General features: G+C 70.5%; 18 protein-coding genes. 12 read left to right on the top strand and 6 right to left on the bottom strand.

The annotated features are described in order from the left end of the window. The first annotated feature begins 3 nt into the window (after positions 1-3). The 9 genes from ABZV77_RS10315 (at position 4) to ABZV77_RS10275 (ending at position 9,379) form a co-directional block, all read left to right on the top strand. Entirely contained in the window at positions 4-1,077 is a 1,074-nt protein-coding gene (locus ABZV77_RS10315) for a glycosyltransferase family 4 protein (RefSeq protein ID WP_356253097.1), read from the top strand. Further along, complete coding sequence (locus ABZV77_RS10310; RefSeq protein ID WP_356253094.1) at positions 1,074-1,838, top strand: sugar phosphate nucleotidyltransferase; 765 nt, start codon at positions 1,074-1,076, stop codon at positions 1,836-1,838. Before ABZV77_RS10315 ends, ABZV77_RS10310 begins: the two co-directional genes overlap by 4 nt. Further along, a complete protein-coding gene (locus tag ABZV77_RS10305; RefSeq protein ID WP_356253092.1) occupies positions 1,835-2,986 on the top strand; it encodes a DegT/DnrJ/EryC1/StrS aminotransferase family protein in 1,152 nt (383 codons plus the stop codon). The genes ABZV77_RS10310 and ABZV77_RS10305 overlap by 4 nt, the downstream gene beginning before the upstream one ends. After that, positions 2,968-4,857, top strand: coding sequence for a beta-galactosidase trimerization domain-containing protein (locus ABZV77_RS10300; protein ID WP_356253089.1), 1,890 nt, complete (start codon positions 2,968-2,970; stop codon positions 4,855-4,857). The genes ABZV77_RS10305 and ABZV77_RS10300 overlap by 19 nt, the downstream gene beginning before the upstream one ends. Then, complete coding sequence (locus tag ABZV77_RS10295; RefSeq protein WP_356253087.1) at positions 4,854-5,753, top strand: amidohydrolase family protein; 900 nt, start codon at positions 4,854-4,856, stop codon at positions 5,751-5,753. Before ABZV77_RS10300 ends, ABZV77_RS10295 begins: the two co-directional genes overlap by 4 nt. A gap of 14 nt (positions 5,754-5,767) precedes the next feature. Continuing rightward, a complete protein-coding gene (locus tag ABZV77_RS10290) occupies positions 5,768-6,574 on the top strand; it encodes a class I SAM-dependent methyltransferase (RefSeq protein ID WP_356253084.1) in 807 nt (268 codons plus the stop codon). Continuing rightward, positions 6,571-7,899, top strand: a complete 1,329-nt coding sequence (locus ABZV77_RS10285) for a condensation domain-containing protein (RefSeq protein ID WP_356253081.1) — start codon at positions 6,571-6,573, stop codon at positions 7,897-7,899. The genes ABZV77_RS10290 and ABZV77_RS10285 overlap by 4 nt, the downstream gene beginning before the upstream one ends. Beyond that, positions 7,896-8,942, top strand: coding sequence for an alcohol dehydrogenase family protein (locus ABZV77_RS10280; protein ID WP_356253078.1), 1,047 nt, complete (start codon positions 7,896-7,898; stop codon positions 8,940-8,942). Before ABZV77_RS10285 ends, ABZV77_RS10280 begins: the two co-directional genes overlap by 4 nt. 95 nt (positions 8,943-9,037) lie before the next feature. Next, positions 9,038-9,379, top strand: coding sequence for an acyl carrier protein (locus ABZV77_RS10275; protein WP_356253076.1), 342 nt, complete (start codon positions 9,038-9,040; stop codon positions 9,377-9,379). Between the two features lie 62 nt (positions 9,380-9,441). Here ABZV77_RS10275 and ABZV77_RS10270 read toward each other — a convergent pair whose 3' ends face one another. Together ABZV77_RS10270 and ABZV77_RS10265 are read right to left on the bottom strand one after the other, a co-directional pair. Beyond that, on the bottom strand, positions 9,442-10,749 hold the full coding sequence (locus ABZV77_RS10270) for a hypothetical protein (RefSeq protein ID WP_356253073.1): 1,308 nt from the start codon (positions 10,747-10,749) through the stop codon (positions 9,442-9,444). Positions 10,750-10,902: 153 nt separating this feature from the next. Further along, positions 10,903-11,280, bottom strand: coding sequence for an ectoine synthase (locus ABZV77_RS10265; protein ID WP_356253070.1), 378 nt, complete (start codon positions 11,278-11,280; stop codon positions 10,903-10,905). A 259-nt stretch (positions 11,281-11,539) separates the two neighbouring features. Here ABZV77_RS10265 and ABZV77_RS10260 point away from each other — a divergent pair, with 259 nt between their 5' ends. Further along, the gene (locus tag ABZV77_RS10260; RefSeq protein ID WP_356253067.1) at positions 11,540-12,535 is read left to right on the top strand and encodes a fatty acid desaturase; all 996 of its coding nucleotides are present in this window, start codon (positions 11,540-11,542) and stop codon (positions 12,533-12,535) included. Here the strand turns inward: ABZV77_RS10260 and ABZV77_RS10255 are convergent. After that, entirely contained in the window at positions 12,507-13,751 is a 1,245-nt protein-coding gene (locus ABZV77_RS10255) for an FAD-dependent monooxygenase (protein WP_356253065.1), read from the bottom strand. The genes ABZV77_RS10260 and ABZV77_RS10255 overlap by 29 nt on opposite strands. Next, complete coding sequence (locus tag ABZV77_RS10250; protein WP_356253062.1) at positions 13,748-15,148, bottom strand: MFS transporter; 1,401 nt, start codon at positions 15,146-15,148, stop codon at positions 13,748-13,750. Before ABZV77_RS10250 ends, ABZV77_RS10255 begins: the two co-directional genes overlap by 4 nt. A 97-nt stretch (positions 15,149-15,245) precedes the next feature. Here ABZV77_RS10250 and ABZV77_RS10245 point away from each other — a divergent pair, with 97 nt between their 5' ends. Then, positions 15,246-15,902 carry a TetR/AcrR family transcriptional regulator gene (locus ABZV77_RS10245; RefSeq protein WP_356253059.1) on the top strand — a complete coding sequence of 219 codons (657 nt, stop codon included), beginning with the start codon at positions 15,246-15,248 and terminating at the stop codon, positions 15,900-15,902. A gap of 102 nt (positions 15,903-16,004) precedes the next feature. On the opposite strand, the gene ABZV77_RS10240 is transcribed toward ABZV77_RS10245, so the two are convergent. Beyond that, complete coding sequence (locus ABZV77_RS10240; RefSeq protein WP_356253056.1) at positions 16,005-16,454, bottom strand: carboxymuconolactone decarboxylase family protein; 450 nt, start codon at positions 16,452-16,454, stop codon at positions 16,005-16,007. Positions 16,455-16,536: 82 nt separating this feature from the next. On the opposite strand from ABZV77_RS10240, the gene ABZV77_RS10235 reads away from it, so the two are divergent. Further along, positions 16,537-17,421, top strand: a complete 885-nt coding sequence (locus ABZV77_RS10235; RefSeq protein ID WP_356253054.1) for a sigma-70 family RNA polymerase sigma factor — start codon at positions 16,537-16,539, stop codon at positions 17,419-17,421. A gap of 32 nt (positions 17,422-17,453) precedes the next feature. Here the strand turns inward: ABZV77_RS10235 and ABZV77_RS10230 are convergent, their stop codons facing one another. Next, entirely contained in the window at positions 17,454-18,002 is a 549-nt protein-coding gene (locus tag ABZV77_RS10230; protein WP_356253051.1) for a sugar O-acetyltransferase, read from the bottom strand. Positions 18,003-18,101 lie beyond the last annotated feature (99 nt).

The raw sequence follows: 18,101 nt of genomic DNA, 5'->3' as shown, positions 1-18,101 counted from the left end.
GGCGTGCGCGTACGGTACGTCCACCGCGGCTACTTCCCGGCACGTGCCGGGGCCGAACTGATGACGCAGTACCTCGCCGCGTCGATGAGCAAGCTCGGCTGGGAGGCCGGGGTGTACTCGAACCCGGTCGACGAGGACACCGCGGCGTTCATGCGGAGCGCGGGCGTGAGCATCCAGCCGCTGCCCGCCACGCCCGACGACACCGACCGGGCGGACCTGGTCCACGCCATCGACGCGTTCCACCCGCAGGACATTGCGGCCGGACTGGACTTCGCCCGCGCCTGGGGCGTGCCGTTCGCGGTCACCCCCGCCTCCGCCCCCGACCTCTGGCCGGACCGCGAGACCGTACTCGAGGGATGCCTGCACGCGGACGCCGTCTTCGCCCTGTCCGCGGCGGAGCGCGACATGCTGCGCGACGCCGGTGTCGACGGACGCCGACTGCACATCATCGGCCAGGGACCGCACCTGCCCGGCACCCCCGACCCGGACCGGTTCCGCCGGGAGAACGGCATCGAAGGGCCGGTGGTGCTCTTCCTGGGCCGCAAGATGCGGTCCAAGGGCTACGTCACGCTCCTGGAGGCGACCGAGCAGATCTGGGCGGAGCACCCGGACACGTCCTTCGTGTTCCTGGGACCGCGCTGGGACGACGACTGCGCGGAACAGTTCGCCCGGCACGCCGACCCGCGCGTCATCGAGCTCGGCATGGTCGACGAGGACGTCAAGCACAGTGCGCTCGCCGCCTGCGAGCTGCTGTGCGTGCCCTCCACCGTCGACCTCTTCCCCCTCGTGTACGTGGAGGCGTGGGCCTGTGCCAGACCCGTCGTCGCGTCCACCTTCCTCGGCAGCGGGGAGATCGTCGCCCACGGACGTGACGGCCTGCTCGTCCGCCCCACCGCCCCGACCGTCGCCGAGGCGGTCAACCGGCTCCTCGCCGATCCGTCCGAACGCCGCGCCATGGGAGAGCGCGGCCTCGACAAGGTGCGCAGTGAACTCGGCTGGGACGCGGTCGCCGACCGGGTCCACACCGTCTACCGCACGCTGATCGCCGCCCGGAAGCAAACGGAGAAGGCCCGATGAGAGCAGTGGTACTGGCCGGAGGTGTGGGCCGTCGGTTGCGGCCCCACACCCTGACCATCCCCAAACCCCTCGTACCCATCGACGGCATACCGATCCTGCACATCATCCTGGCGCAGCTGCAGAGTGCGGGCTTCACCCATGTGTCGCTCTCGCTCGGCCACCAGGCCCACATGATCGAGGCGAGCTTCGGCGGCAACCGCTGGGCCGACCTGGAACTCGACTTCTTCCTGGAGGAGGAGCCGCTGGGCACGGCGGGGCCGCTCGCGCTGCTGCCGCCCTTCGAGGACTCCACCCTCGTGATGAACGCGGACCTGCTCACCGACATCGACTTCGCCGACCTGATCACGCGTCACAAGAAGTCACAGGCCGCCGCCACGGTCGCGCTCAGCCGCCAGCACATCGACATCGCGCACGGAGTGGTGGAACTCGACGAGGACCAGCAGGTGACCGACTTCCGCGAGAAGCCCCGGCTCAGCTTCCTCGTCAGCGGCGGCATCTATGTGCTCGAACCCTCCCTGCGGCGGCTGCTGCCGCCCCGCGGCCGGGACGACATGCCCGCCCTGCTCGACCGCGCGAGGGACGAGGGCGAGCGCATCGAGGGCCATGTCATCGAGGGCGACTGGCACGACATCGGCACGCCCGAGCAACTGACCAGGGCCACCACGGCCTTCCGCGCCGACCGCGCCCGCTACCTGGGCAGTCTCGCCGCGGCCGAACTGAGCGCGGGCACCGGCGCGTTCCAGGAGGTGGGCTCCGGATGACGGCCTTCGACATCGCGCTGTACCGCCCGCAGATCGGGCAGGAGGAGATCGATGCGGTCACCCACGTCCTGCGCTCCGGATGGCTGTCGTCCGGGCCCGTCACCGAGGACTTCGAGGGCAAGTTCGCGGCCGCGCTCGGCGTCGGCTCCGCGGTCGCCGTCAGCAGCGGCACCGCGGCCCTGCACCTGGCCGTCCTGAGCCTGGGCCTCGGCCCCGGCGACGAGGTCGTGCTGCCCTCGCTGAACTTCGTCTCGGCCGCCGCGACCGTCGCCCTGTCCGGCGCCACCCCGGTGTTCGCCGACGTCAAGGGCCCGCACGACCTGTGCATCGACCCCGAGGACGCCGCCCGCCGAATCACCCCGCGCACCCGGGCGATCGTCGCCATGCACTACGGCGGCTACCCGGCCGACCTCACCGCCCTCGCCCGGCTGGCCCGCGAACACGGTCTCGCCCTCATCGAGGACTGCGCCCACACCCCCGTCACCGACTCGGTCCACGGGATGCTCGGCACGGTCGGCGACATCGGCTGCTTCAGCTTCTTCGCCACGAAGAACCTGGCGATGGGCGAGGGCGGCATGGTCGTCGCCCGCGACCCCGCCGTGGCCGACCGCATCCGGCGGCTGCGCTCCCACGCCCTGACCGTCAACGCCCAGCAGCGGCACCGCGGCGGGCCCTCCCTTTACGACGTCGACACGCTGGGCCTCAACTACCGGCCCACCGAGATCGGCTGCGCCCTCGGGCGCGTCCAGCTCGACGCCCTGCCCGCCGGGCAGCTGCGCCGGCAGGACGCGGTCCGGATGTACCGCGAGCAGTTGGCGCCGCTGCCCGGGATCACCGTGCCGTACGCCGACCGGCCGGTGGAGGAGAGCGCCCACCACCTGTTCGCGGTGGTGCTGCCCGAGGGCACCGACCGCGAGGCGCTGCAGGACCGGCTGCGCGCGGCCCGGATCCAGAGCGGCGTGCACTACCCGCCCACCCACCTGTTCACCGCCTACCAGGAGCGCGCCAGGGGAGGGCCGTGCCGACTGCCGGTCACCGAGGACGTCATGGCGCGTCAGCTCTCCCTGCCGCTGCACCCGGGCATCGGCAAGGACGAGGTCCAGCAGGTCGCGGAGGCGGTGAGCGCCGCATGGCCGACGACACCGTGAGCCGCGGACGCGTCGCGTTCGCCGACGGCGCCCTGCACCGCGACGGGCACCCCTTCGTCAGCGCGGGCGTCAACTACCACCCCTCGCCGACGGGGTGCGACTACTGGCGGGAGTGGGACGGCGCCCGCATCGACGACGACTTCCGCCGGATGGCCGAGGCGGGCCTGAACACCGTGCGGTTCTTCGTCTTCTGGGCCGACTTCGAGCCCAAGGAAGGCGTCTACGACCCCGCGATGACCGACCGGCTGCGGGAGCTGGCAAGGACCGCCGACCGGCACGGACTGCTGTGCCTCCCCTCGCTGCTGACGATCTGGATGAACGGCCAGCGGTTCGACCTGCCGTGGCGCGACGGCAGGGACCTGTGGCGCGACGCGGACCTGCGCGAACGGCAGCGGGCCTTTGTCCACCACATCGCCGCCGAGTTGCGGAACGAGCCGAACATCCTCGCCTACGACCTGGGTGACGAGGTGATCCACGTCGACTCCAGGTCGTCCGCGTCCCTCGGCGCCGACGAGGTGCGCGCGTGGTGGGGGATGCTCGCGGCAGCCGTGCGCGACGCCGACCCGGACACGCTGGTCCTCCAGGCCAACGAGCCCTCCGCGGTGCTCGGCGGCCATGCCTTCCGGCCGGAGAACGCCGCACGCCTCGACATGGTGGGGCTGCACGGATTCCCGGTGTGGACGCCGTTCCACATCGAATCCGTCGCGGCCCGCAAGGCCACCGCCTTCCTGCCCTACCTCGTGCGGCGCGGCAGCGTCCACCGTCCCGTGTTCGTCGACGAGTTGGGCAGCTACGGCTGCGACGAGGCCACCGCCGCGCAGTATCTGCGGGCCGCCGCCCACTCCGCCTTCGCGGCCGGTGCGGTCGGCACCGCCGTCTGGTGCTGGCAGGACTTCACCACCGAGCGCAAGCCGTACGCGCTGCGGCCCAACGAACGGCGGGTCGGCCTGTTGGCCGAGGACGGCAGGGAGAAGGCCGCGCTGACCGAGTACCGGGCGTTCACCCGGCTCGTGACCGGCGATCTTGCCGGGTTCAGGCCGCTGCCCGCCCCGGTGGGCGTCTTCGTCCCCGAGACCGGGCCGCAGGACGATGCGGGATACCTGGCACCCTCGGGCAGCGACGCGCCCGCCGCCTTCTACGCCCATCTGCTGCTGCAACAGGCGCACCTGCCCTACGAGTTCACGGGCGGCGACGCAGAGCTGGCACGTCACGCACTGGTGATCTGTCCCTCGGCGCGGCAGTTGTCGCTGCCCGACCGCCACCGCCTGGCGCGGTACGTCAGGTCCGGGGGAGTGCTGCTGTACTCCACCGGCAGCCTGCTGGACGCCGCCGGGGACGAGGAGCTGTTCGGCATCCGCGTGCGGGACTTCACCCGGGCCGACGACACGCACGCCGGGTTCAACTGGGCGGGCGTACGGTTCCCGCTGCGCTGGGAGTCCGGCCCGATCCCGGTGATCGACACGGCGGGCGCCGAGACGCTGGCCGCGTTCGCCGACGGCTCGCCCGCCCTGACCCGCCACCGCCTCGGCGAGGGGAGCGTCTACTACCTCAACGCGCCCCTGGAGGCTCAGCTCAACGCCCCCTACCGCCTGCAGGAGGCCGACTGGCACCGGCTGTACGAGGCGGTCGCCGCGGAGGCGGGCGTACGCGTGCCGCTGACCGCGGACGACCCGTCGGTGGAGACCACGGTCATCGGGCGCGGCGACGAGCGCTGCGGTGTGGTGATCAACCACGCTCCCGAACCGGTGGACACGGTGCTGCGGCGCCCGACGGGGGACGGTGCCCCGGAGGCCGAGAAGCTGCTGCGCCTTGAGCCCAAGGGAGTGCGCCTGCTGTTCTGGGACGCCGGTGGTGCGGGGTGGCGGCCATGATCATCGATACGCATGTGCACGCGGGGGAGTACTACCGCCACTACTCGGCCCGCTTCGCCCAGCAGATGACGGCCACCACCGACCTGGCGCCCGAGGACCTGTCCGCGCCCGAGGCGAAACTGCTCGCCGAGATGGACGCCGCCGGGGTCGACCGCGTCTTCCTGCTCGCCTTCGACGTGCGCCGCGTCGAGGGATTCTCGGTGCCGAACGAGTTCGTCGCCGACCTCTGCGCCCGCCACCCCGACCGCCTGACCGGCTTCGCCTCCGTGGACGCGGGCACCCCCGGCGCCGCCGAACGCCTGCGCGAGGCCGTGACCGACCTCGGCCTGCGCGGACTGAAGACGGCCCCCTGCTATCTGCGCATGTCACCCGCCGACCGCCGGTGGTACGACGTGTACGAGACCGCGTCGGACCTGGGCATCCCCGTACTCATCCACACCGGGTACACGCCCTCGCGCCAGGCGGATCCCCGCTTCTTCTCCCCGCTTCTCGTGGAGCAGGTGGCCAAGGACTTCCCCGACCTGAGGGTGATCCTCGCCCACCTCGGCACCCCCTGGACCGGGCCGTGCGTCGAACTGCTCGCCCGGCACGCCAACCTGTACGCGGACCTGTCCATCTTCGGCTCCTACCAGCCGCCCCCGACCGTGGCCAAGGCCCTGGCCCACGCCCGCCGCAGCGGCGTTCTCGACCGGATCCTGTGGGGCACCGACTTCCCCTTCGCCTCCATGACCGGGTCCGTGACCCGCATGGCCGAGCTTGCCCGGGACCCCGGGCCGTGGCCGGACGGCAGCGCCCCGCTGTCGCCGCCCGAGTACGAGGCCCTCATGGGAGGCACAGCGGCGCGGCTGCTCGCCTCCGCCGGACCCCACGCCGCGCCGGCTCCCCGCCCGAACTGATGACTTGAGGTGTCATGACCTTCGTCCACGGATACGAGTTCGACGCCATGTCGCGGCGCCCGCTGTACGGCGACGTGACCCAGCGCCTGGTCGACATCTGCGACGCGCCCGACGACGGCGTCGTCGCCGACGTCGGCTGCGGCTCGGGCCTCGCCACCCAACTGCTCCTGGAGCGCTCCGCACACGTGGGTGCCATCATCGGCATCGACCCCTCGGAGCACGAACTGGCCATCGCACGCCGCAGGCTGACCGACCCCAAGGTGCGCTTCGTGCAGGGCCGCGCCCAGGACGTCGAGTCCCTGACCGGTCCGGTGGACGTCGCCGTCCTGAGCAACGTGATGCACCAGATTCCGGCCGCCGAGCGCGGTTCCGTGATCGCGGGCTGCCACCGGCTGCTCGCACCGGGCGGGCGCTGCGCGCTGAACACCCTGTTCTACGAGGGAGCCATCCTCCCCGAGACCCGGCCCTTCTACACCCACTGGCTGCGCGCCACCCGCGACCTCCTGCGGGAACAGGGCACGGACCTCGTTCTCGTACGCGAGAAGCCGGTCGCCCACCAGACGCTCACACCGCTCCAGCACGAAGAGCTGTTCGCCGAGGCGGGGTTCTCCCAGACCAAGTCCGAGGAGGCCGTGTACACGTGGACCCTCCAGGACTGGGAGGCCCTGTGCACGTACTCGGTGTTCGTGGAGGGCGCCACCGGGATCGACGACCTCGCCCTGGGCTCCGACGCGCTGATCCGGGGCCTGCGGACCACCTTCGAGCGACTGGAGCTGAGCGGGGTGCCGCGGCGGTGGCTCTTCACCTGGGGCATCAAGTGACGGGTGACGGAGGGGCGTTCCCAGCCGGTCCCGGTGACGACTTCCCCCTGTCGTACGCCCAGCAGGGCCTGTGGTTCCTGGAACGGCGCTCCGGTCACCCACGGCACGCCGACCCCGTGACGTTCCGCCTCGTCGGCGACCTGGACGCGGCGGCCCTGCGGGCGGCCGTCGAGGAGATCGTCGGCCGCCACGAGGCGCTGCGCACCTGCTTCCCCGTCGTGGCGGGGCTGCCCGTCCAGCGCGTCTCCCCGCGGGCCGAGGTGCCCCTGCCCCTGACCGACCTCACGGCGCTCCCCGCGGCGGAACGCGACGAGGCAGCCGACCGGCTCCTCGCCGAGGACCTGCAGCGCCCGTTCGACCTGGTCCACGGGCCCGTGGTGCGCGCGGCACTGATCAGGCTCGGGCCGCGCGAGCACATCGTGCGCATCACCCTGCACCACCTGGTCTCCGACGCCTGGTCGTGGTGGTCGGTGATCCTTCGGGAACTGGAGCAGCTCTACACCGCACACCTGCACGGTCGGCCCTCACCCCTGCCGCCCCCGCCCGCCCAGTACCGGGACTTCGTGCGCCGACAGCGCGACTGGCTCAGCGGCCCCGTCTACGCGAAACAGCTCACCCACTGGAAGGAGACCCTGGCGAACGCGACCGTGCTGCCGCCGCTCACCCTGGCCTCCTCCGCACCGGCTCCGCCCGGACAGCCCCCGCGGACACGGTGGATGACCTTGCCCCAACCCCTGAGCGACCGGTTGCGCGCGGCCGCGCGCAACGAGCACGCCTCCCTCTTCATGGTGCTGCTCGCCGCCGCCAAGCGCCTGCTGCGCCGCTACGTCGACACCGACGACATCCTCGTCGGCACACGCGGCGGATTCCGCACCCGGGCCGACTTCGAGCAGGCCGTCGGGCTCTTCGTGAACCTGCTGCCCGTGCGGACCCGGGTGCCCGTGGACGCGGACTTCCGCGACCTGCTGCGCCTGGTCCGCCGGAACCTGATCGACGTCTACACCCACCGGAACCTGCCGTTCGAGCGCCTCGCCCACGACCTCGGGCTGTGGGGGCGCGGGTTCCGTCCGGCGATCGGCGTATGCGTCTCCTTCCAGACCACGCCGGAGGTGCCGCCCGCCCTCGAAGGCCTCGACACGACCCTGATCAACCACGATCCCTTCTCGCAGTACCCCTTGGACCTCGGTTTCTACGAGGACGCGGGCGCGCTGCGCGTCCTGCTGGTCCACGACCCCGGCCAGTACGACGACACGGCCGCCGCACGCCTCCTCGACGACCTGCACCAGGAGCTCGAGGCGGGCTGCCGTGCACTGGAGGACACATGAGAGCGCTGCAATGGCACGGCGCACGCCGGGCGGCGGTCGCGGACGACATCGCCATGCCCCGCGTCGAGGAACCGCGGGACGCCGTCGTCCGGGTCGTCCGCAGCGCGATCTGCGGCACCGACCTCCACCCGTACCGCGGTGAGATCGACGGGTTCGGGGCGGGGACGGTCACCGGCCACGAGTTCACCGGTGTGATCGAGGAGGTCGGTTCCGAGGTGCGCGGTCTGCGCCCCGGGGACCGGGTCGTCGCCTCGGACATCATCGCGTGCGGGCACTGCAGGTCCTGTCGCAGGGGCTGGCACTACCAGTGCGACCGGGTGGGCCTGTTCGGCTACGCCACCGTCGTGGGCACGCAGGCCTACGCCGGGGGACACGCCGAGTTCGTGCGCGTGCCGTTCGCCGACACGGTGCTGTTCCCGATCCCCGACGACGTCGGCGACGAGCGCGCCCTGTTCGTCGGCGACGTCCTCGCCACGGGGTACGCCTGCGCCGTGGGCGCCCAGGTGCGTCCCGGGGACACGGTGGCGGTGGTGGGGTGCGGGCCCGTGGGCCTGCTGGCCCTGGAGGCCGCCTGGCTGCTCGGCGCGGCCCGGGTGCTCGCCATCGACCCGCTGGAGAGCCGAAGGAAACTGGCCGCCGAACGCGGCGCATGCCCGGTGCCCGCCGCACTCGACGTCGAACAGCAGGTCGCCGACCTGACCGAGGGGCGCGGCGTGGACGCCGTCCTGGAGGCGGTGGGCACCGACGCCTCGCTCCTGACCGCGCTGAACGTCGTCCGGCCCCGCGGGGTCGTGTGCGCGGTGGGCGCCCATGCCTCCGAGACCATGCCCATGCCGACCCGGCTCGCCTTCGCCAAGGAGGTCACGCTGCGCTTCGCGGTCGGCGACCCCATCAGCGACTTCGAGCCGCTGATGAACCTGATACGAGGCGGTCGCGTGGACCCCACCTTCCTCATCTCGCACCGGATGCCCCTGTCCGAGGCCGCGGAAGGGTTCCGCCTCTTCGACTCCGGCGAGGCCAGCAAGGTGGTGCTGATTCCTTGACACCGCCACCGACTACACCGCCACTCCGGACCGCACCAGAGCTGCACATTCCTGTCCCCGGCGATCAGCCGCACATCGATACACATGGAGGAACCGTGACGGACAACCTGGCCGCCCAACTTCCGGACCAGCCGGGCGACGCGGCAGCGGCGGCGGAAGTCGTGCGCAGGGTCTGGGCGCAAGTACTCGAGGTGAGCCCCGACTCCGTCGACGTCCACCGCAGCGACTTCTTCGAGATGGGCGGCTACTCGCTGCTCGCCCTCCAGGCCATCGGCCGGATCCTGACCGAGTACGGCGTCGACGAGGTCGAAGCGGTGGAGTGGGAGGGAGAGCTCCTCAACCGCCTCTTTGAGAACGCCACGCCCATGACCCAGGCGGAGTTCCTCGCGGAGAAGGGGTGCGGCACCCCGAACACGGCCGACTCCGCTCACGCGTAAGCGGAAAAGGGCGCCTGGCCGGGGTGGACATCCCGGCCAGGCGCCCTTTTCCGCCTGTCAGTTCACCCTGCCACGGCAGCGTTGACCGCTCGGTGGGCCTCCTCGGCGATGCGCTCGCCGTCCTCCGCGCTCTTGGCGCACACGACGATGCCGAGCGAGGGCCGGTGCCCCGTCAGCGCACGGACGGTCGACGGGTAGGCGCGGATGCCGCGGGCCCACAGCTCGTCGAAGACGGGGCGGATGTGCGCCGTGTACGACACCGTGCCCGTGAGCCGCATCGGCAGCGCGTCATGGGTGTAGGCGATCGGGAGTTCGTCGGCCCACCGCTCCGCGAGCGCGACCGCGTGCATGGCGCCGGAGCGCCGGGCGTTGATCTCGGTGACGTAGAGCTCCCCGTCGAGGGCACGGAGGCAGTCGATCGTCATCCAGCCCCGGTAGCCGAGGGACTGGGCGAACGCGTGGACGGCCCTGCCCAGTGCGGAGAGCTGTTCCTCCAGGCCGGGTTCGAGGACCCCGGGGCCGAGGGCGAGGCTGCGGTACCGCAGCCCGTCGACGCCGAGCATGCTGTATTCCATCCGCGGCTCCGCGCCGTCGTCCACGAGGACGTCCACGGCCGGACAGTCGGTCCCGTGCTCGATGTAGTCCTGCACGGTGAGCGGGAACGTACCGAAGAAGGGCTCACGCCGCAGGGTCTGCCAGAAGCGCCGGACGGTGCCGTCGGCCTCGCTCTGCGCGACGGCGGAGCCGTACCCGCCGACCCCGTACATGCTCTTGACCACGGCCCGGCCGCCGCCGTCCACGATCGCCGTGACCGCGCCCTTCAGCTGCTCCCAGCTGGTGACCGAGATGCCCCGCGGCACGCGGAACCCGGGGATGTGCGAGGCGAGGTCGACACAGCTCAGCTTCGATTCGAGGTACTCGCACGACCAGTAGTGCTCCGGGTCGGCGACGTCCAACCGCACGTCCCGTCCCTGACTGCGGAGCACCGCGGCCAAGGAGTACAGGTCGGGCGAGGCCCCGAAGGACAGGAACCGCACCTCCCGCGCCCCGCCGGTCGCGGCGAGCAGCGCGGCGAGCGCCCGGTCGTCGTTGAGCAGGTCGTGGACCAGGCGTCCGGTGCGCGGGACCGGCGACACGACGGGCGGGACGGGGCCGCCGAGGCCCTCGTGGACGTGGGCCAGCCACTCCTGGGAGTAACCGGCCGGGAGCACGAGCACGCGAGGGGCGGCGCTCCAGAAGACACACTGATCGGTGAACCCCGTGCCGTGTTCGACCAGGTCGTGCTCCACGCCCGGGTCGAAGTCCAGCAGTTCGCGTTTCAGGTTGAACTCGACGATGTTCGGGATCACCAGGTCAATGGTGTCGGGCATGCTCTCCTGCCTTCCCTGTTCGCAAACAGAGGCTCGACCAACCGGAGTTCGGGATGGTGCCGACGGACGGCGGAGAGGGGCGCCGCGAGGTACTCACCGAGTCGAAGTGCAGTTCCTCGTCGACGCCCGACGCGTCACCGCCCGCTGTCGCTCCTAGTAACTCGAATGCACACCAGGTGTGAGCAGATGCTTTTCCGGACCGTTCAATGCCGGTGTGAAGACGCACATCAGCGTCATGCCGTGGGTGGAGCGGAGCACGTGCGGTTCGCCCATGCCCGGGGCGTACAGCATCCCCGGTTTGATGTCGAACAAGCCGTCCGCCGTCTCCACCGAACCGGAACCGGACACGCAGTAGCAGACCTCTTGGTGGTTGTCGTACCGCAGGTACGACTCGCTGCCGGGCTGCACATACGTCTCGGTCAGGCTGAAACCTAATTCGTCGGCCTGAACGAGCAGCCTTCGGCTCGTCCCGTTACCCCAGTCCACGTCGCATTCGCTTCCCACGACCTCTTCAACCGCGCGAACCAGCAAGGTACACCTGCCCAGGAGTCAGTATTTCCATCAGGGTCGGGTATCGAGTCTATGGAAGGGTGGATCGGTATTCCACGGGAAGTACGGGTATGCCCAACTGGCTATGCCCGGCAGGTCGGTCCGGTGAGCGCCGCCCCGGTAAGTGCACCCTTGGTCGGAGTCCCGGAGAGGGGTGTTGTTTCAGCATCGAAATCTGTAGCTTGCGAGTGGGGCCGCGCCGGCTCCCTTTGCGCTGTTTCGACGCTCTTGGAGTTCAGGAATGACACAGTCACAGGAGAACGTCCACCTCGACCGCAACGACCTCTTCTCCTCGGCCGAACTGCGCAAGCTGACCCGCCGTTCCAGCGGGCAGGCCCTGCGCCGTGCCGCGACGCACGCCCTGCTCTACGCAATCCCGGTGGCCGGGGCATTGGTCGTCGACACCTGGTGGGCCATCGGCATCGGCTGGGTGCTGGCCGCCGTCGTGATCGCCTCACTGCACAACCTGCTGCACTGCGCGTCGCACGGCACCTTTATGAACACCTACCGCGGGAACCGGGTCGCCGGACAAGTCGCCGGTACGCTCATTCTCGTCAACAGCGCCTTATACCGGGTGTTCCACATGCACCATCACCGCAACACCCATACCGCGGAGGACCCGGAACCCGACGGCATCATCACCAATTTACGTGAATACGCGACGGCGATGATCAACTGGGACTATTTCATCGGGTTCCTGCGAATGTCGGTCGCCTCGCTGGGAAATCGCTACCCCTACTTCGTCAAGACCGACCGGGCCCGCTCCGCGATCCGCCGCGACACCTGGATCCTGTTCGGCTGGATCGCCGCCGTAATCGCCCTGACCGTTCTCTGGCCCATGGTGATGCTCACCGTATACATCATGCCTGCCTGCATCGCCTGGGTGCTGAACAACTTCTCCATCATGCCCGAGCACTACTATGCGGAGCGGAGCGACAACCCTTGGCGTAACACGAATTCGGTCTACACCAAGAGCAGGTGGTTCAGCTTCCTCAACTGGAACACGAACTACCACGCCGAGCACCACCTCTACCCCGGGGTCCCGGCCTGGAACCTGCACGAGGTGTCGACGCAGGTCCGTCAACACCTCGCCTGCACCGAGACCTCGTACATCCGCTTCCACATCCGGATGCTGTCCGACATCGTCAGCGGCCGCGCCAAGGAGCAGGACGAGGCCTTCGTACTGCAGGAAGGCCGGGCGACGAGCTTCATCTACCCGCTGCGGAAGGCCGAGTGACGGTGAATTCGGGCAGGGTCAGCGCTGAATGGGCCGGTCGCTCCGCCGTGGCGGGCAGGACGCTGAGTCTGCGCAGCACGGCGTTGCGCTGCTCCAGGGCGCGGGCGGTCGTCGGGAAGAGCGGGGCATCGCCCTTGCCGACCTGGTCCTGGTTGACGGTCACGAACCCACGGGTGTCGTGCTCATAGGCGGCGAAGCCCGTGGCGTGGTCCCGGTCGGCCAGGGAACCGGCGAGCATGTACGCGCCGACGAGCGCGAGGCTCGAGCCCTGTCCGGTCAGGAACGAGGGTGCGTACGCGGCGTCGCCCACCAGCGCGACCCGGCCGCTGGACCAGCGGGGCATGCGGATCTGGCTGACCGCGTCGAAGAACAGGTCGTCCGCGTCGCGCAGGGCGGCGAGCATGCCGGGCACCTCCCATCCCGCGTCGGCGAAGACCGCGGCGACCAGGTCGCGTTGGGCCTGCGGATTCCGGAACGCGTCGAACGGCGGTTCCGGGTGGGCGAAGTTCAGGAAGGCGTGCACTTCGTCGTGGTCCCCGGTGGCGTAGAGAGCCGCGGCCCTGCCCGGGGTGTTCCACATCTTGACCTCATGGGAGAGGCCGAACGTGTTGCGCATGGTGAATCCGGCGAAGCAGTAGCCGAGGTAGCGGTGGAACTGTTCTTCGGGGCCGAACAGGAACTCGCGGGTGCGCGAGTGCACACCGTCCGCGCCGAACACCACGTCGAACGTACGTCTGCTGCCCCCGCGGAAGGTGACGTCGACCCCGTGACCTGACTGCTCGAAAGTGTCGATGGAGTCGCCGAACAGGAACTCGACGTCGTCGCGGACCGCCGTGTACAGGGCATCGGTCAGGTCCCCGCGCCGCACCTCCAGGTCCCGTCCCGCGGCGCCGCCGGTGAGGCTGTGCGGGGCGACCGAGGCCACTTCGCCGCCGTCCGCGTCGAGGAAGGTCAGGCGGCGCAGCTCGATGTGCGCCTCCCGCAGCCGCGGCAGGATCCCCATCCTGCGGACGACCTCAAGTGCGGTGCCGCGTACGTCGATGGGGTAGCCGCCGCCACGGAGCGCGCCGGCCTTCTCGACCACCGTGACCGCGTATCCGTGGCGGTTCAGCCAGAACGCGAGGGCGGGTCCCGCGATGCTGGCCCCGGATATCAGGGCCGTGCGCCTCGGCGAGGTGCGGGCGGCGCTCAGCGGTTCGGTGCGGGCGAGGCTCATTCCTTGACTCCCTTGTTCATGGTGCGGGTGACCAGCAGGGCGAGCGCCGTGACGGCGCCCGCTATGGCGAAGCCGATGACGAAGGACGATTCGGCGGGGACGTCCGAACCCGAAGGGGTGCCCGCGGTGAGGATCGCGCCGCTGACCTGCGCACCCACGGCGAAGCCGAGCACGCGGGTCACCAGGACCAGGCTCGTGGCGATGCCGGTGTCGCCCTGGTCGACGGATGTGGCGGTGCTGGTCACCATCGCCGTGACGCAGAGGCCGTTGGCCAGCGCGACCATCACCTTGCCGACGACGAGGTGCCAGATCTCGCTGTGCGCGGCGGCGAGGGCGACCAGGGCGGCGACCATGATGAGGATCCCGGCGGTCGCGACGGCACGCGAGCCGTAACGCCGCGCCCCGATCCCGCTGAGCGGCCCGGCCAGCGACGCGGCCAGGGTGCCCGGCAGCAGGAAGAAGCCGATCTCGGTGGCGCTCGCCCCGAAGCCGTACTCGTCGGCGGGGACCGCGAACAACTGCGGCAGGAGATAGACCGGCACCGAGGTCCCGGCGCAGATCACGAACGTCAGCACGCACGACTTCCACACCGCTGGCCGTGCCAGCATGCGCAGATCGACCATCGGCGATGCCGCACGGCGCTCCACGGCCGTCCAGCCCGTCGCGAAGGCGGCAAGCACCACGATGAGGGCGCCGAGCACGAAGGGCTGCGAGGCGATGTCGGGCGCCAGCGCAAGGACGAGCATGAGGGTGACGAGCGTTCCGCTCAGGAGGAGCAGGCCGGGCCAGTCGACCCCCACGTCGTCCGACCTGCGCGGCGGATCCTGCGGCAGCAGCCTGCTCACCAGCACGGTGGCGCAGATGACCGCGATGGTCGGCAGCGCGAACATCCAGTGCCGGGAGAGCCCTTCGGCCACGGGTCCGGCCGACAGCGTGCCCGTCATCCCGCCCGCCACGAACAAGCCGCTGACCCACCCGATGGCCACCTTCGACTCTCCGGCGGGGAGGTGTTCGCGGACCAGGATGAACGACAGCGGCAGCGCGCCCACCATCGCTCCCTGCAGCAACTGGCCGAGCAGCAGCACCGGCAGGTTCGGCGCCAGCGAGGACACCAGGCCGCCGACGCAGACCACCGCCATCAGCCGGATCAGCACCTGTTTTCCGCCGTAGCGGTCGCCGAACTTGCCTGCCACCGGCGTGATGAGCGCGCCGGTGATCAGGAGCACGATGCTGAGTAACGCCCCTTCGGCCGGGCTCATGTCCAGTTCGCGCTGGAGCAGCGGGAGCGTCGGTGTCACCACCGATTCCAGGGCGCCGGTGGCGACGGCCAGCAGGCCGAGGGCTCCGACAGCGGCCTTCCCGATGCGGACCGGGGGAGCCAGGGTCGTTGCGGTCATGGATGTCCTTTCCGTTCTTTGCCGGGTCCGTTCCATCACTGCGCCAGTATTACACTACACCGTGCAGTGTAGGAGAAGAGGCGGCTAGGATGTGGCCATGCCGACCACGAAGACGCCGACCACTAAGACACTCCGCGAGGGGTCCACGCAGAAGCGGACCGCGATCCTCTCGGCGGCCCGGGAACTGTTCCTCGCCGACGGCTTCGACCGATCCAGCGTCGACGCGGTCGCCGCCCGGGCGCAGGTCTCCAAGCGGACGGTCTACGACTACTTCGGCGACAAGCAGACGCTGCTGCAGGCCGTCGTCGACGACATCGGCCAGTCGATGCTCACGACGATCCGGCGCACCCTGGACGACACCCTCACCGACCTCGGCGGCCACACCGAGGCCGCCGACCTCGAGGACGCCCTGGTCACGTTCTCGATGCGCATCTCGACCGACATGCTCGGCTCGGCGGAGTACGCGACGCTGCAGCGCCTGGTCCGCGCGGAATCCGGCAACTTGCCGCACCGGGGTTACAACACCATGGCCGACACCCCCGACGAGGCACTTGCCGAGCGGTTCGCCGCCCTCGGCGATGCCGGTCTGCTGCACGTCCCCGACTCCCGGCTCGCGGCCGACCAGTTCATCGCGCTGACCTTCGGCGTCGCGCTGGACAGGCTCGGTTCCGCGAACGCGGTGGAGGACACCCGGGTCAGGCCGCTCGTCGTCGAGGGCGTGCGGACCTTCCTCCGGGCGTACCGAACCGCATGACGCACACGCACACGGAAAACACCGGCGGCGGTGAGGAGGTCCCCTCACCGCCGCCGGTGTTCTCCGCGCCGTCAGCCGGATCCACCTCGCCTCACACGCGACTCACCAGGTCTTCCCGGCCTGCTCCCGCACCGCGCGGTTGATCCGGTTGAAGAAGTTGGTCAGCGCGCCCTCCAGGACGATCGCGCCCAACTGCGCCTCGTTGAAGTGCTCGGCGGCGGCCTCCCAGATCTCGTCGGTCACGCCCGGCGCGCCGTCCTGGACCCGGGTGGAGGCCTCGGCCAGGGCGAGGCCCGCCCGCTCCGCTTCGGTGTAGAACGGCGTCTCGCGCCACGCGACCACGTTGTGCAGCCGCTCGTCGCTCTCACCGGCCTTCCGCGCCCCCTCGACCGAGGCGTGGACGCACGGGCTGCACCCGTTGATCTGGCTGATGCGCAGATGGACGAGCGACAGCAGGCGCGGGTCGACGCCCCCGGCGTGAATCGCCTTGTAGAGGTGCTGGATCGCCGCGGTCACATCGGGGTTCGGCGCGCCGTTCAAGCGTGCTTCCATCGGTGGTGCTCCTTCATCGGTTACCTGTGCCCCTCCGGGCCCGTCATCCCCATGACGGAGCAGTCCCGAGGAAGGTAACCAGATGTCCGACACCCGCCCGGCAGACCAGGTCACCGAGGCGTTCGAGGCCCAGCGGGACCGGCTGCGCGCGGTCGCCCACCGCATGCTCGGATCGCACGCCGACGCCGAAGACGTGGTGCAGGAGGCCTGGTTGCGGCTCTCCCGCCAGGACGCTACGAGCATCCACAACCTCTCCGGCTGGCTGACCACGGTGGTCGGACGGATCAGCCTCGACGTCCTGCGCTCACGCCAGGCCCGCCCGGAGGCGTCCTACGGCGACGGTCTGCCCGAGTTCGTCGTGACGCTCGACGACGGTCCGGTGCCCGAGGAGGACGCGGTGCTCGCCGACTCGGTCGGGGTCGCGCTGCTCGTCGTCCTGGATTCGCTGGGGCCGAGCGAGCGGCTGGCGTTCGTGCTGCACGACCTGTTCGCGGTGCCGTTCGGCGAGATCGGCCGGATCCTCGGCAAGTCCACCGCCGCCGCCAAGATGCTGGCCAGCCGCGCCCGCAGGAAGGTGCAGCAGATCGAACGGCCGACCGGCGTCGGACGGGAACAGCGGGAAGTGGTGCGGGCGTTCCTCGCGGCGGCTCGGCACGGCGACTTCGAGGAGCTGCTGCGGGTGCTCGACCCCGAGGTGAAGCTGACCGCCGACACTCCGACCGGCACGGTCGTCGCCCTCGGCGCCACCAGGGTCGCGGCCGGTGCGCGACTCTCCGCCTCCGCCTCCGCGGCCGCGCAGGGGCGGGCCGTACGCGTCAACGGCCTTCCGGGGTTCGTCGCGTGGAGCGAGGACGGCACCCCGCTGTCGCTCCTGGCGTTCACCGTCGTCGACGGCCGGATCACCGACATCAGGATCGTGACCGACCCCGCCGCACTCGGGCGGATGGACCTGCCCGAGCCGGCGTGAGCCTCTCCCGGATCAGTCCGCCTCAGCCCATCTCAGTCCTCCCAGCTCTTGCGCTCGAAGGCCGCGGGCCCGGTCACCAGGGTGTCCGGGGGAACGTCCCTGGTGACCACGGCGCCGGAGCCGACGACGGCACCCCGGCCGATGGTGACACCGGGCAGCACCGTCACCCCCGCACCGAGCCATGCATGCGCCTCGACGGTGATGGGCGCCCGCGTGATGAACGCGCTCCGCTCCGACGCCCGGACCGGATGGTCGGAGGAGATGAGGTTGACCCTCGGACCGATGAGCACGCCGTCGCCCAGTCGAATGCCGCCCTGGTCGTAGAAGGTGCAGCTGTGATTGACGAAGACGCGCTCACCGAATTCGATGCCGAATCCGTGGTCCGTATAGAAGGGCGGATACAGGGTCACGGAGTCGGGAACGGGCTTGCCGAAAATCTCGGCCAACAGGGCCGCACGCGCCGCCTTGTCGTCGAACGGCAGGACATTGAGCCGTGCGGTGAGGGCGGTGACGTGCTCGATCCGCTCGGCCGTGCGCGCCCACTCGGGAGTGTCGATATAGAGACGGTTCTGTTCAGGCATGGCTGTTCCTCACGACAGGGGCACTGAGGCCCTTCGGATACGACGGTCGACCAACCAGGAGTTGGCCTGCGTCATCAAACCGACCGGCCTGCACAGGGA

This window comes from Streptomyces sp. NPDC004732 (genome assembly GCF_040609235.1).
Lineage (GTDB): Bacteria > Actinomycetota > Actinomycetes > Streptomycetales > Streptomycetaceae > Streptomyces.
Note: the sequence above shows the minus strand (reverse complement) of the source record. Positions and strands in the feature narration are given on the sequence as shown.